This is a genomic window from Acidobacteriota bacterium, from assembly GCA_016208495.1.
Taxonomy (GTDB): domain Bacteria; phylum Acidobacteriota; class Blastocatellia; order Chloracidobacteriales; family Chloracidobacteriaceae; genus JACQXX01.
Window position 1 is genome coordinate 79,741 of record JACQXX010000107.1, and the last position, 13,310, is coordinate 93,050.

At 50.1% G+C, this 13,310-nt stretch carries 15 protein-coding genes and 1 pseudogene; 14 read left to right on the forward strand and 2 right to left on the reverse strand.

Annotated features, from left to right (window positions below; translation table 11 throughout):
- Positions 1–98 precede the first annotated feature (98 nt).
- The 9 genes from HY774_21880 (at position 99) to HY774_21920 (ending at position 5,631) form a co-directional block, all read left to right on the forward strand.
- The gene (locus HY774_21880) at positions 99–1,058 is read left to right on the forward strand and encodes a hypothetical protein (protein MBI4751137.1); all 960 of its coding nucleotides are present in this window, start codon (positions 99–101) and stop codon (positions 1,056–1,058) included.
- Between the two features lie 167 nt (positions 1,059–1,225).
- Positions 1,226–1,588 carry a hypothetical protein gene (locus HY774_21885; protein ID MBI4751138.1) on the forward strand — a complete coding sequence of 121 codons (363 nt, stop codon included), beginning with the start codon at positions 1,226–1,228 and terminating at the stop codon, positions 1,586–1,588.
- Positions 1,588–1,995 (forward strand): hypothetical protein, encoded by a 408-nt coding sequence (locus HY774_21890; GenBank protein ID MBI4751139.1) that lies wholly within the window; start codon positions 1,588–1,590, stop codon positions 1,993–1,995. The genes HY774_21885 and HY774_21890 overlap by 1 nt, the downstream gene beginning before the upstream one ends.
- A 43-nt stretch (positions 1,996–2,038) precedes the next feature.
- Complete coding sequence (locus HY774_21895) at positions 2,039–2,890, forward strand: hypothetical protein (protein ID MBI4751140.1); 852 nt, start codon at positions 2,039–2,041, stop codon at positions 2,888–2,890.
- Positions 2,891–3,018: 128 nt separating this feature from the next.
- A complete protein-coding gene (locus HY774_21900) occupies positions 3,019–3,252 on the forward strand; it encodes a hypothetical protein (GenBank protein ID MBI4751141.1) in 234 nt (77 codons plus the stop codon).
- Entirely contained in the window at positions 3,249–3,608 is a 360-nt protein-coding gene (locus HY774_21905; protein MBI4751142.1) for a type II toxin-antitoxin system PemK/MazF family toxin, read from the forward strand. The genes HY774_21900 and HY774_21905 overlap by 4 nt, the downstream gene beginning before the upstream one ends.
- A 43-nt stretch (positions 3,609–3,651) precedes the next feature.
- On the forward strand, positions 3,652–3,936 hold the full coding sequence (locus HY774_21910) for a hypothetical protein (GenBank protein MBI4751143.1): 285 nt from the start codon (positions 3,652–3,654) through the stop codon (positions 3,934–3,936).
- 84 nt (positions 3,937–4,020) lie between these two features.
- Complete coding sequence (locus HY774_21915; protein MBI4751144.1) at positions 4,021–4,551, forward strand: GNAT family N-acetyltransferase; 531 nt, start codon at positions 4,021–4,023, stop codon at positions 4,549–4,551.
- Positions 4,552–4,707: 156 nt separating this feature from the next.
- Positions 4,708–5,631: a cysteine synthase family protein gene (locus tag HY774_21920; GenBank protein MBI4751145.1), complete on the forward strand. Its 924-nt coding sequence runs from the start codon at positions 4,708–4,710 to the stop codon at positions 5,629–5,631.
- A 110-nt stretch (positions 5,632–5,741) separates the two neighbouring features.
- Here HY774_21920 and HY774_21925 read toward each other — a convergent pair whose 3' ends face one another.
- Entirely contained in the window at positions 5,742–6,395 is a 654-nt protein-coding gene (locus HY774_21925) for a hypothetical protein (GenBank protein ID MBI4751146.1), read from the reverse strand.
- 234 nt (positions 6,396–6,629) lie between these two features.
- The gene (locus tag HY774_21930) at positions 6,630–6,872 is read right to left on the reverse strand and encodes a hypothetical protein (GenBank protein MBI4751147.1); all 243 of its coding nucleotides are present in this window, start codon (positions 6,870–6,872) and stop codon (positions 6,630–6,632) included.
- 41 nt (positions 6,873–6,913) lie between these two features.
- Between HY774_21930 and HY774_21935 the strand changes: the two genes are divergently transcribed.
- From HY774_21935 to HY774_21955, 5 genes and pseudogenes are all read left to right on the forward strand, one after another.
- Complete coding sequence (locus HY774_21935) at positions 6,914–8,872, forward strand: winged helix-turn-helix domain-containing protein (protein MBI4751148.1); 1,959 nt, start codon at positions 6,914–6,916, stop codon at positions 8,870–8,872.
- Between the two features lie 24 nt (positions 8,873–8,896).
- Positions 8,897–9,499, forward strand: a complete 603-nt coding sequence (locus HY774_21940) for a GNAT family N-acetyltransferase (GenBank protein ID MBI4751149.1) — start codon at positions 8,897–8,899, stop codon at positions 9,497–9,499.
- A gap of 130 nt (positions 9,500–9,629) precedes the next feature.
- Positions 9,630–10,132 (forward strand): annotated as a pseudogene (locus HY774_21945) (GNAT family N-acetyltransferase).
- A 245-nt stretch (positions 10,133–10,377) separates the two neighbouring features.
- Entirely contained in the window at positions 10,378–12,591 is a 2,214-nt protein-coding gene (locus tag HY774_21950; GenBank protein MBI4751150.1) for a VWA domain-containing protein, read from the forward strand.
- Positions 12,592–12,787: 196 nt separating this feature from the next.
- The gene (locus HY774_21955) at positions 12,788–13,288 is read left to right on the forward strand and encodes a hypothetical protein (GenBank protein MBI4751151.1); all 501 of its coding nucleotides are present in this window, start codon (positions 12,788–12,790) and stop codon (positions 13,286–13,288) included.
- The last annotated feature ends 22 nt before the right edge of the window (positions 13,289–13,310 follow it).

The window sequence follows — 13,310 nt, forward strand, 5'->3', positions numbered from 1 at the left end:
GTGCGTTTCAAAATTGGTTCATGTCAGTACCACCTGCGTTAGTGGGTGGGTTTTTAGAGCAGATCCAGGCCGACAACTGCTGAAAGGAATTTTCACCTATGCGACGCAACGGTCTCTGGTTGATTGTTACCCTGTGTCTTTGTTTGGGAATTGCGTGGTTCCCGTTTGATACTCAGGCACAGAAGAAGCAACTCATTGCCCACGAATGGGGTACGTTCACCACCCACGTCGAGCCCAATGGAACGGTCCAGGTCTGGAACCCGCTCTTTGAACGAAGCGATTTACCTGGGTTTGTTCGGATTTATCAACCCAAAAACGGTGTGTCTGGAACTGTACGAATGGAAACACCGGTGATTTACTTCTACACAGAAAAGCGGATGAATGTAACGGTAGACGTTGGGTTTCCACAGGGGAAAATTACTGAATACTATCCGGATACCAGTTTCCCCGGACAAAGCATAAGCTGGCGAAATGTCATTATTGACCCGGCCACGGAACCGGCTTTTCCCAAAGAATCGCGTGACAGTCATTACTACGCGGCACGTGAGACTGATGCGGTTCCAGTCAGGATGAAAAGGAAAAACACCGGCGAACAGCTTGAGAAATTCCTCTTTTATCGTGGTGTCGGCACCTTTGAGTTGCCACTTGGTGTGCGACTTGATGGCAATCAGCTTGTCGTAAAAAACAATGGCACCGAACCGATTCCCAAAGTTGCCGTCTTTGAAAACCGGGAAGGAAAAGTTGGATTTTCAGTCCACAATCTGGCTACAGAAGAACTTCGAATTGAGCGTCCTGCCCTTGAAGCTCAGTCACTGGAGGCATTCAAAACAGAAATCGAAGCCATTCTGGTGGCAAACGGTTTGTATGAAAAAGAAGCCAGAGCTATGGTCAAAACCTGGAACGAAGTCTGGACCGCCGACGGGCTGCGGGTGTTTTACATCATTCCCCGCCAGACAACGGACAAGATTTTGCCGCTGAAAATTAAACCAGCGCCGGCTGAGCTGGTTCGCGTCATGGTCGGGAGAGTCGAGATTCAGAATGGGACAAAGGCGGAATGAAGATTCACCAACCGCTCCGTGTCACTCCCACACAACCGACTTCTAACCAGTCCTTTTTGTCCTTTTTGTCCTTTGATTTGGGCTCAATCAACCACCTGGATGACCAAAACTGAGGAAGTCATCACTCTTTTGGGCGAAACTTAGGGAATGAAGAATGAGGTAAACCCATGTCAACAACAATAATCGAAACCATCAAAGAACAACTAACGGCTCTAACTCGACAAGAACAAATGGAAGTTTGGCAATTTCTTACAGATCAGATGAAGACCGCTGAACAACCAACTCTGCCAACCCAGCCTGAAACACATATTGAGGTAGCTGAAATCCGCCGCCAACAGCATCTGGCCTGGCTCAAAGCGAACCGTGAGCAATACGGCGGTCAATATGTGGCGCTGGATGGTGACCGACTTGTAGCGACTGGGAGAAATTTTCCTGAAGCAGCGACGGCAGCCAAACACGCCGGAGTGGAGAATGCCTTTGTGTCATTTGTTCATCCGCCGGATTACGTCGGCTACACGGGAGGCTGGTAATGGGCTATCTGGTGGAATATTTACACCTTTCTGAGTATGACGTGGGTCAGCCTGGCATCAGTCTTCCGATTACACTTAGCCTGGCAACCATATCGGTCACCACCAATGCCAAACTTGACACTGGCTCAACCGACTGTATTTTCGCCCGACAGTATGGTGAACAGTTAGGGCTGATAATTGAAGATGGCTGTCTGGTTCGCATCGGTACCGCTACTGGAATATTTACGACCTACCGCCATCCTGTCACCTTGGCGGTCTTGGGACATTGTTTTGATGTCGGAGTCTGTTTTGCCGCTGATGAATCCTTTCAGCGAAATGTACTGGGCAGGCATGGTTTTTTAGAACAGCTTGTGCTTGGCCTGGTTGATTATGAAGGCAAATTGTACCTCCGTGCCTACAATGAATAAGCCTGGGGATGAATGACCATCTGGACTCTCAGATCAAAATTGTATGGGTTGGAAAACCGACTGGCTGTATTTGCTTATTTTTGCTGAAGTTGATCGCCTGTGGCGCCGTGCCTGGCGAGACAGTGAAGCGATGGGGACTGATTTGGGCTCAGCTCCAGTCGCCTTGATCATCTCAGAATATTCGGATGGTCATTTCAGGAGTGCGATGTGCAGAGGGTTTCGAAAACGCCAGTGGAAATACACTGACAATGAACAACCAGTTTTGATCGAACCCGATGACCCAGGCATCAGTCAGGTTTTAGAAGTTCCTGGTCACAGGTTCTTTCCTGTTGGGGAGGTCAGGTTTTCTATCACCGCCGACCGCAAGTCTCTGATTTTCGAGTATGCGCTTGGCCCACGCTATGGGTGTGGGCAGGTGTTTCAAGTTCACGGCCAGGGAAAAAGAGGATACCTGCATTTGTGTGAAGATGAATTTCCTCAAATGGACATTGATCAACTCATCGCGAAAACTCAGAAACGGCTCTTTGTGAATCTTGTGAGCCACGCGGCGCTGGTGACCTCTGAGTGTTTGCAGCGGAAACAAGATAAGTCGAGCTTCGAGTTGCGATTTTTTCTTCGTTCTCCAAAGCCGGAACTCATTACCCAGGCATGGAAACGTGGTTCTCAGGAACTAGAGCCCTGCACACCTGAAGAATTTCTCGCCCTGTGTAAGGAAAGGAGCAAAGCCCAGCTTCTGTTTTGTTTTCTGGAAGAAGGGAATCTTGTGTACCTGACCTGGGCTTACAAATTGCAGGGCTTTTCGCTCGGTGGCTCGGGTGGCACGGAGGCTTACATTTGGACTCCGAACGGTTGGAAATCGGTTTCAGCTCCAGGGTGTCATCGGTGGATTTCCTGATTTGCGTGAGATTGTCTTTAAAAGATTCTGAGTTTGATGAGTCGCTTGACAATTCATCACCGCAAGCCACAATACCCGCAGGTTGACCCTGTTTTAGGGTCTTCATTCGGGGGCGTATGTGAGGGGTTATGATTCAGGCAAAATTTACTCTTGATCAATCACAGTTGGAATTTGTTGGCCAGTATCACAAGTTTGGGTTTAAAGACAAAAGCGCTCTGGTTCGTGCTGCACTGGCACATTTACAGCGCGAACTTGAACAGCAACAACTTCAAGCTTCCGCCGATCTGTATCTGGAAGTGTATGTTGAAGAGACTGATCTTCAGGAACTGACCGAATCCGCACTCACGGGGTGGCCTGAATGACAAGAATCCTTGAGCGGGGAATGGTGATTGACGTCAATTTAGATCCAACAATTGGGTCTGAAACAGGAAAAACCCGGCCTTGCATTATTGTGACGAATAATGTGTACAACCTGCGAGTGCCAGTCATTCAAGTGGTGCCAATCACAAGTTGGACTCCAAAAAAGCAGCAAATCAAGACCAATGTCGAAATCAAACCCAATTCAACCAATGGTTTGACCAATGACTCAATTGCTGATTGCTTACAAACGCGACCAGTTGATTCTCGCTTCAGATTGGTCAAAATACGTGGAAAGTTGACCCAGGCAGAAATGGCCCAGATTGATAAAGCACTCAAAATTGTGTTTGATCTGGCGTGAAAGCCAAACTGAACAAACAAACAGTCAGGATTGGGTTAATACTATGGCACGTGTAACACTCCGTCGGTATCACGAAAGTGGGGCAGCCGGTGAGCGCCAACGCCACCTCGTCGAAATACGCTTTGTCGAAACGGCATCAACCAAACCAGTTACTCAGAAGCGGGCCGGGCAAATTATCACTCGTGAATTTCCCGCATTTCATTCTATTGGTCGAACAATCGTTATCAAAACTGAAGATGGGTATTGGGCTTCACGAGCTTTGCAACCAACACCAGGATGCTCATTTCACTATATCTGGGAACATGTCTATCTGACGGAAGATCAGTAATTTGGAGCCGTAATCAAACTGCTATTCTAAACCCGCCAAAATACTCAAACTTGTTCTTGCAAACCTCGCTCTGCCAAGTCCGATATGAAAATCTCCTCAACGCCCTCATCCGTCTGCATTGAAATCCTCCCGGCTTTACACGAGCAGAAACCAATTCTTGCAAACCTGCTTGAGCTGTATATCTATGATTTCAGCGAGCTTATGGACCTGAAACTTGACGATAACGGGCGGTTTGGCTATCCGCAGCTCCCGTTATACTGGACAGAACCGCATCGGTTTCCGTTTCTGATTGCCGTTGATGGCCACTGGGCTGGATTTGTATTGGTTCACAAAGGGTCTCAAATTTCCGGCGATGAACATATCTGGGACATAGCGGAATTTTTTATTCTGCGTGGCTATCGTCGGCTTGGTATTGGAACACAGGTGGCGGCAGAGATTTGGAAAAAGTTTCCAGGAACGTGGGAAGTTCGAGTCATAGACCAAAATCAAAAGGCCACTGCGTTCTGGGGGCGTGCCATTGAGGATTTTACTGGCACAGCCGTTGACCCAACTTCTTTTGTCAAGGATGGGAAAAGCTGGCGGGTCTTTTCATTTGACTCGAAACACGCTGCTTGATAAGTACCTCGCCGAAAATTCCAAGACATTTTTAACCACGAAATACACGAAAACCACGAAAAAAATCAAACACATTCGAAATTCAATCTCTCAGTAAAGTTATGACAAGGTAACTGCCTCATCCAGAAACCAGTCACAAGAAGGAGCGCCAACCCTATGCACATCCTTGATGCAATTGGAAATACATCCATTGTTCGACTTCAGAAAATCGTTCTGCCCGATTGTGCGGAAATTCTGGTGAAACTCGAATGGGAAAACCCAACCGGCAGTATGAAAGACCGCATGGCAAACGCTGTGATTTCGCGGGCTGAAGCCGATGGACGACTCAAGCCGGGAGACACCGTGATTGAATACACCGGCGGCAGCACCGGGGCGTCGCTGGCGCTGGTGTGTGCCGCCAAAGGGTATCGTATTCAAATTGTTACTTCAGATGCGTTTAGCCCGGAGAAGCTCAATCAAATGATGGCTTTGGGAGCGGAACTCACACTTGTTCCAAGTGAAGGCGGGCTCACGACCAAAAAGCTGATTCTTGACATGATCGAAACCGCTCGTCAATTAAGCCAGGCGCCGAATACCTACTGGACTGACCAGCTCAACAATCACGACAGCATCGCGGGCTACTTCGCATTAGGCGAAGAAATCTGGAATCAAACCGAAGGAAAAGTAGATGCTTTCATTCACAGTGTTGGCACGGGGGCTTCTTCACGTGGAGTTGCCACGGTGCTGAAGCAACACAAACCAAGTGTCAAAATCGTTGTGGTTGAACCTGCCGAATCCGCAGTGCTGTCAGGTGGACAGCCAGGGCCGCACAAAATTGAAGGCGTCGGGATTGGCTACACGCCGCCGCTCTGGGAACCGTCGCTGGTGGATGAGATTATTCCGGTCAAAACCGATGACGCGAAGGAAATGACACGACGGCTTGCCCGAGAAGAAGCGCTCTTCGCTGGGACATCCTCGGGCGCCAATGTTATTGCGGCGATTCAAGTTGCCAAACAATTAGGGCCAGGCGCCACAGTCGTTACACTCATGGCTGATTCCGGTCTGAAGTACCTCAACACTGACGTGTACCGAAGGAAATAAGACAACTCAAGCTCGGTGCTGGCGGGACCAGAGTCCAACCAGCACCGTTTGCACTTTCCTCAAATGGTTGAGGTTCCCTGGCCGCGCTTTACCTCGACCAGGCTCATTTCTCAACGCAATGATGATTTTTGAGACCAGGTACGCCAACCGGAGTGTGGTTCTCTCGCCTCCTGAATCGGGTTGGCACCGTCCAACTGTGACGCATTCGGTAGCCGTTCGATTTGCATGCGGGTGCCCTGCAGAGTGTAAGTCGCAGAGAAAAGAAGGGTTCCTTCAGGGTCAAATACCTCGAAGATGCCTCTTCCTGAAAATGACTCTCCACTATCGTCAAGCATTATTGTCTCTCTAAATTTTATCGCGAACCCTGGGTTCTGGGACTCTGGGTCAATGCAAAAGGCTCCGTGTGTCAGCGCAAATTCTCCACGGCCAGTTTGATTCCACACGCCTTGGTCAGTGCCACACGGCGGGATGGCATCAACTTCATTTGAAAAGATCAGGCTCCCTTCCTTTCGGGATCTGCCCGTTATAAATGTATAGCGTTCTTTTTCCTGAAAGCCGACTTCGGCTGCGGTCAGGATGACGTTCCAGGTGCCTTCCGGCCTTTGTTTGAGATTTTCCTGGGCGAATGACTGGCTGGGAATGATGGCTATCGCCACCGCAATGGAAAAAGCCAGGAAGATACTTTTCAGATTCATAATATGTACTCCTAATGTACTGTTGGTTTGAAAATTTCGAATGCCAATGATAAAGCCTGATGCCACCATTGAAAAAATTTACCATCTCGTAGCAACAGGCAATGAACATATTGAAAAGATTGGATTTATTGGTTGTTTACTCCAAATTTGTATTCTGTTGTACCCGATCTTTTTCCTTCCTACTCAGGGGGGCTGAGTGAGTTGAGGCAGATAATATCAATTTGCAATGGAATCCTCGTATTAGAAAACAGTCAAGTAATTCAATCAAATAAACTTAGTGAACTATTGACTACTGACTACTGACTACAAACTGGTATAAGCCATCCTTCGTTTGCTTGTTTCGGTGAAGTGGAGCTTGCTTCCAAATCCGGGTTGGTGAGTGGCCACTTGCCGTGCAATGAGGCGTTCGCTTGCTGCCAGTCGCGTGTGTTGCGTCACCCAATACAGGATGATAAATTCAGCGCCTTTGGTCAGGACCAACTGACTGAGAATCATCATCTCAGCCTGTGGCAGATGATGGGTTGAGGGCGGTGAAAAAGTCTTCAAGACGCCGCTCAAGAATTTCTCAAGAATTTCTCAAGACGCGCATGAACAAGCAAATAAAGCACTTCTATGAGTTCGGCCCTTTCTCGATAGATGCCGGAAACCGCCTGCTCCTCAGAGACGGAGAACCGGTGGCGTTACAACCGAAGACCTTCGATACCCTTTTACTGCTGGTCGAACATCGCGGACAGGTGCTTGAGAAAAATGAAATCATGGACAAGGTCTGGCCTGACACGATAGTCGAAGAGTCCAATCTCACCCAAAACATTTACATCCTGAGGAAGATTCTCGCTGACCCTGCCAGCGAGCATAAATACATAGAAACCCTTCCGAGACGGGGTTACCGGTTTATCGCTAGTGTGGAGGAAGTCTGGAATGAAGAGGCCGGCCTGCTTGTCGAAGAACACACCAAATCCACCATTGTCATTGAAGAGGAACAAGACGAGGTCAGGAAAGAAATAGAGAATCAGAGTGACGGCGCAGAAGAGGCTATCCTTGCCGCCCCCGAATCTGGTCGCTCAGTATGGCGCCAAAAAATGTTGGTAGCTACCTGTGTTGTGATCGGGCTGGTAATCGTGGCTTTCTGCCTGTGGATGTTGAGTAAGTCAAAACAGCCTGCAGGTTTACAGGTTCAATCAATCGCCGTACTTCCATTCAACTCGCTGACTGCGGATAGCCGGGATGAATACCTCGGGCTAGGACTGGCTGATGCCTTGATAACCCGTCTGGGCAATGTCAGGCAAATTACTGTGCGGCCAACCAGTGCCGTGCGCAAATACACCAGTGTCGAACAGGATCCGGTTGCGGCTGGCCGGGAGCTGAAGGTTGAAGCCGTGTTGGACGGAAACATCCATCTCGTCGGCGAACGAATCCGGGTGACGGTGCAGCTTGTGAGTGTGGCAGATGGCCGTCATCTCTGGGCTGACAAATTTGATGAGCAATTTACCAACATTCTCTCGGTGGAAGACTCGATCTCAGACCGACTGGCAACGGCGCTTGCACTGGAACTCACCGGAGAAGAACGCAAGCTGCTGGCACGGCGATACACCGACAATGTTGAGGCATACCAGCTTTATCTGAAGGGCCGGTATTCCTGGGACAAGCGGACCTCGGAAGGAGTGAAGAAAAGCATTGAGTATTTCGAGCAGGCAATTAAAAGTGACCAGAATTATGCCCTGGCCTATGCCGGCCTGGCTGATTCGTATTCAATGCCCGATCTCTCCGGGCTGCCGCCAGTGGATTCCTACCTGAAAGCAAAGACAGCGGCAACCAGGGCCATTGAGATTGACGAAGGGCTGGCTGAAGCTCACATCTCGCTGGCGTACCTGAGAATGCGGCATGAATGGGATTGGAGAAGTAGCGAAACCGAACTCAAACGCGCGCTGGACCTCAATCCCGGCATTGCCAGGACTCACCACTTATACTCGATCTATTGTGAATTAATGGGGCGGCCAGACGAAGCCATTCGAGAAATGAAACGTGCCCAGGAGCTGGATCCACTTTCGCTGGTGATGAACCAAAACCTTGGGGCCCGTTTCTATTTTGCGCGTCAGTACGATCACTCCATCGCGCAATTACGGGCAACGCTTGACATAGACCCTGGCTACGGTGAGGCCCACCTTGGGCTTGGGCAAGCTTATGTGCAAAAGGGAATGTACCCGGAAGCTATCCTGGAGTTTCAAAAGGTAACCCAGTCAGGCGACGAACCGTGGGTTTTAGGGTCGCTCGGTCATGTCTATGGGATATCTGGAAATCGTGGAGAAGCGCAGAAGCTACTTGAGCAGTTGAAAAAGCAATCAACGCGAAGTTATTTTCCGCCAGAAGAAATCGCAAAAATCTATATTGGCCTGGGAGAAAAAGATCAAGCGGTGGCCTGGCTTGAAAAAGCCTTCGAGAAGCGCTCTGACCATCTGGTTTTTGTTAAAGTGGACCCGGTCTGGGACAGTCTCCGCGCCGATCCGCGATTTAGCAGCCTGATGCAACGTATCGGCCTTGCATTGTGATTTGGTTAGTATCCAGGAGGTACAATGGACATCTCGCCAATAATTCTTGAAGGCTGGTACGTCCGACTGGAACCCCTTTCACCAGCCCATGAGGAATTACTCATCGCGGCTGCCGGCGATGGCGAACTGTGGAACTCAACTGTGACCATCGTGCCTGATCAAACCAACATGGCGGGCTACATTGCGGAAGCGCTCCAGGCCCAGGCCCAGGGGGTTCACCTTCCATTTGTCATTATCCGAAAACCATCGGGTCAGGTTGTTGGAAGCACCCGGTTTTATAACATTGATCAGAATAACCGGGGCGTGGAAATCGGATACACCTGGCTGGCGGCGAGTGCCCAGCGCACCAGTGTGAACACCGAAGCCAAGTTGCTGCTGCTGACCCACGCCTTTGAGGTTTGGAGGTGTATTCGGGTCGCATTCATTACCGATGTGCTCAATCACCAGTCGCGGGCAGCCATTGTGCGACTTGGCGCCAGGGAAGAAGGCATCCTCCGCAATCACCTGGTGATGCCCAACGGTCGGTTTCGGGATTCAGTCTCGTTGAGCATCATCGAATCTGAATGGCCGGAGGTCAAAGCCCGGCTTGAAGCGAAATTAAACCCAACTGGGGATGCAGCAAAGTAGGGATTTTCAGAAGAAGAAACCACGGAATACACGGAACATACAGACAAGAAATCCAAATTTTTCAATGATTTCTGAGTTTCCAATGAAACACTAACCAGGGAAAAAAAGGCAATAGATAGGTGAGACGATGATGGATACCTTTTCCCAACACATCACGATGCGGCCTGCGGAAGCCGACGATCTTCCACATTTGGAAGCCGTTCGGCAGGCTGCCTTTGTTCCCGTGTTTGCTTCTTTTCGGGCAATCCTGGGTGAGGAAATCTACACTCTGGCCCAGGCCCGCGATGATGAGACGCACGACCAGTTTCTGGTTTCCCTGATGGCACCTGATTCGGGGTGGGAAATCTATGCGGCTGAACAAGCGGGTGTCGTGGTGGGCTTTGTTTCCATGAAACTCAACCTGGAAACGCACGTTGGCGAAATCGGACTCAACGCGGTTCATCCGCACTCTGCTGGACAGGGCATTGGGACCGCCATGTATGACTTCGTTCTGGCACGAATGAAGGAAGCCGGAATGCAGGTTGCAACGGTTGCCACTGGTGCGGACCCAAGTCATGCGCCAGCGCGCCGGGCCTATGAGAAAGCGGATTTAGGGTGCAAATTCCAAGTGTGTGGCTCTACCGCACGCTGTGACCTGCGGAGTTCGTTTCTGACAAAGGCATCCAGGCTGACTTGCCTCAGTCGCTGTGCCTTTTTCTAAAATTCTATAGTTATTTGAGAAAGTCTGATTATTATATGGCAGGTTCGCGCTAATGTTATACCATTCTGGAATGAAAAACTCGTATTAGTGAGTAGTTAAGTAACTCAAAGAAATGGAGTTAGTGAACTACTGACTACAAACTGGTATAAGACACATTTTCAATATTTGGATGAGCATTATGAAAACCAGGCCGTTGCAGGTGCTCTTGAGTATCCTGTTGATCATCTTTTCTGTCCAGGCGGTGGCTCAAACGCCACAATCCCCGCCACAAGGGAATGAAGAAGAGCCCACACTCCGAATTGGAACAGATTTGCTTCAGATTGATGCAGTGGTCACCGATAAGCAGGGACGCCCGGTTGATCATCTGAAGCTGGAAGACTTCGAACTGCTTGAAGACGGAAAACCTCAAGCAATCGCCTTTTTTTCCGTGATGAAAAGCGGTGCTCCATTGAACCCAACGGGCGTGAAGTCAGATCCGGGCCAGCCTCGCTCAACTGATATTCCGGCTGTCGGAGAAAATCCAGGCCGGACCCTGGTGCTCATGGTTGATGATCTGCACATTGCTTCGGCACATATGCCGGGCGTCAAAAAGCAGCTCCTCAAATTCATTGATGAAAGTGTCGCGGACGGAGATCGTGTCGCGATTGTTGCGACCAGCGGCGGACCTGGGTTTTTGCAACAGCTCACCGCTGACCGCCGCGTGATGAAGCTCGCCGTCAACCGAATCAGTTCCTTGACCAGGACGTCAACACAGCCGGGCGACCCCACCCAGATGACCGAATATCAGGCCCAAAAGATCCTTGAAGGAGACCTGCCGGCAAAAGATTTGGCCATAACGACCTATCTTCGCAATACTGGCGATCCGCTTCCTCGGGCAGCCGTCGAAACAATCGTCGAATCAACCGCACGTCAGATTGTAACGAGCATCACGATACTGACCAGCGCGACCCTGACCACCATGAGAAACGCGATTACCTCGGTCAAAAGTATACCGGGGCGTAAAGCCATGCTGCTGGTTTCAGACGGTTTTCAGCTTGAGTTGCGCGAGGCCAGTCACGGCGCCGAGATGAATCGCGTGATTGACGCCGCGACCCGAAGTGGAGTCGTGATCTATTCGCAGAGCAGTGCTGGCCTGGTCGCGCTCAGCCCGTTTGGTGGCGACATCAGCAACAGCGGCGTTTTAGACCCAACCGGCGTGGCGCACAGTCTGGCAACCCAATCGCTCAACGCCAGCACGTCGGCGCTCCGCACGCTCGCGGCGGAGACGGGAGGCACCGCAACGCTCAATACCAATGATCTTCAATTGGGATTTCAGAAACTCGTCGAAGACAGCCGACTGTACTACATTCTGTCTTACTATCCTGAAAATACCGCTCGCGACGGGAAACTTCGCACCATCGAAGTTCGCCTGAAAAAGCCAAACGACCTGATTGTGAAAGCCCGCAAAGGGTACCTGGCGCCCTCCGATACAAAACCTGAAGACGCTGCGAACAAGAAAGAACCCGCCAGGAAAGAAAAAGGGAAAGAAGGGAAGTCATCCAACCCGAAAGCTCCCGCCGATCCGGTTGCTGAAGCGATTCAAAAAGCGCTTTATTCCATTGTTCCGCTTGAAGGACTGCGCCTGAAAGTGACTGGAGCGTTTCTGGCTGGAGAGCGCGAAAAAGAAAACGCGACGGTTTCCCTGGCGATTCATCTTCCACTGGTTGCTTTCGAGAAAACCGGAACCCACCGGCGCAATACACTGACGGCGGTGCTGACTGTGCTGGCTCAGGACGGAACGATCATTGAAGCGACCGACAACAAGTTGCAACTCAACTTCGAAGAGCGGAACTTTGAAAAAGCTTCGAAAGGCTGGTTTGTCTTTGGTAAAAAGCTGAAGCTCAAACCCGGTTTTTACAACCTCCGGTTTGCCGTTCGCGATCCGATGAGCGACCGTATCGGGAGTGTTTCCGAGTGGGTTGAAATTCCCGATCTGTCCCAGAAACAACTGGCGATGAGCAGCATCGTGATGTTGCGCGAAGATCCTTCCAGGACTCCGCCCAAAACCAGTGTTGCCGGTGACGCCCCTCTGGTTGGAAGTGATAGCCGGTTGCAGGCGCTCCGCATTTTTTCGGAGAGTTCGACTCTGGGATTTCTGAGCTATGTTTACAATGCGACTCCAGGTCACGATTTAATGCTTCAGATTCAAGTCTTGCGCCATAATTCGCCGATCTTCACGGCGCCATTGCGACCTGTCAAAGGAGCACCGGACAACTTTGACCGAATTGCCTGCGGAGCGAAAGTGCCGCTGGCTGGGTTCCCGCCCGGACGCTACGTCTTGAGCATCACTGTCACCAACGGCACAAACGCAAAACAATCGGCTCAGCAGCAACAGGATTTCACGATTGAGTAAGCTCAATCTGTCCATCTGATTACTGTTGAAGGTTGTACCCGGAGCTGGTTCTGGGATTGAGTTGCTCTCGAATGATTTTGTTACTAATCTCCGGTTACACAACAAAGCCCTAAACAAATCCTTCACGCACCTGGTTATCGCCTCGCTGATGCATAATTGCGAGATAATCTGTTTTTTGCACAACCTGGAGGGAACTATGCAATCAATTCAGGAAGATATGGTCGAGCTTCGGAGACAACTCAAAATCGGGACGATACAGAAGGCATACAGAGCACTTCTCAGCTACATGATGGCGCTGCAAGCACGGTTCAAAAGCAGATATCCGAGCTACTCGATTACAGGGCTCTATCACGGATATCTGGATATATCTTACTTTGCCGTCATCCCGCCATCGTTCAAGCATCGTGGTTTGAAGATCGCAATCGTCTTCAACTATGAAGCGTTCAGATTCGAAGCCTGGCTTGCCGGAACCAATCGGCAGATTCAACGGAAGTACTGGCAGGTAGTCAGGAACGGCCAATGGCCCGAATACCGAATTATGACACCCGGAAAAGGTGTTGACTCGATCATTGAGTGCAATCTGGCCGAAAGCCCTGATTTTGGTGACCTTGACAATCTAACTGCAAGGATCGAAAAGAACATAATCGAGTTCATTGATACCGTTGAAAGATTCCTCTCTGATCAGGAGACTTTGTGAAGCAGCTATCTGGTCATCGGGT

Coding starts and splice junctions, on each gene's coding strand:
- HY774_21880 (MBI4751137.1), top strand. CDS start 99: ATGCGACGCAACGGTCTCTGGTTGATTGTTACCCTGTGTCTTTGTTTG.
- HY774_21885 (MBI4751138.1), top strand. CDS start 1,226: ATGTCAACAACAATAATCGAAACCATCAAAGAACAACTAACGGCTCTA.
- HY774_21890 (MBI4751139.1), top strand. CDS start 1,588: ATGGGCTATCTGGTGGAATATTTACACCTTTCTGAGTATGACGTGGGT.
- HY774_21895 (MBI4751140.1), top strand. CDS start 2,039: ATGGGTTGGAAAACCGACTGGCTGTATTTGCTTATTTTTGCTGAAGTT.
- HY774_21900 (MBI4751141.1), top strand. CDS start 3,019: ATGATTCAGGCAAAATTTACTCTTGATCAATCACAGTTGGAATTTGTT.
- HY774_21905 (MBI4751142.1), top strand. CDS start 3,249: ATGACAAGAATCCTTGAGCGGGGAATGGTGATTGACGTCAATTTAGAT.
- HY774_21910 (MBI4751143.1), top strand. CDS start 3,652: ATGGCACGTGTAACACTCCGTCGGTATCACGAAAGTGGGGCAGCCGGT.
- HY774_21915 (MBI4751144.1), top strand. CDS start 4,021: ATGAAAATCTCCTCAACGCCCTCATCCGTCTGCATTGAAATCCTCCCG.
- HY774_21920 (MBI4751145.1), top strand. CDS start 4,708: ATGCACATCCTTGATGCAATTGGAAATACATCCATTGTTCGACTTCAG.
- HY774_21925 (MBI4751146.1), bottom strand. CDS start 6,395: ATGGTGGCATCAGGCTTTATCATTGGCATTCGAAATTTTCAAACCAAC.
- HY774_21935 (MBI4751148.1), top strand. CDS start 6,914: ATGAACAAGCAAATAAAGCACTTCTATGAGTTCGGCCCTTTCTCGATA.
- HY774_21940 (MBI4751149.1), top strand. CDS start 8,897: ATGGACATCTCGCCAATAATTCTTGAAGGCTGGTACGTCCGACTGGAA.
- HY774_21950 (MBI4751150.1), top strand. CDS start 10,378: ATGAAAACCAGGCCGTTGCAGGTGCTCTTGAGTATCCTGTTGATCATC.
- HY774_21955 (MBI4751151.1), top strand. CDS start 12,788: ATGCAATCAATTCAGGAAGATATGGTCGAGCTTCGGAGACAACTCAAA.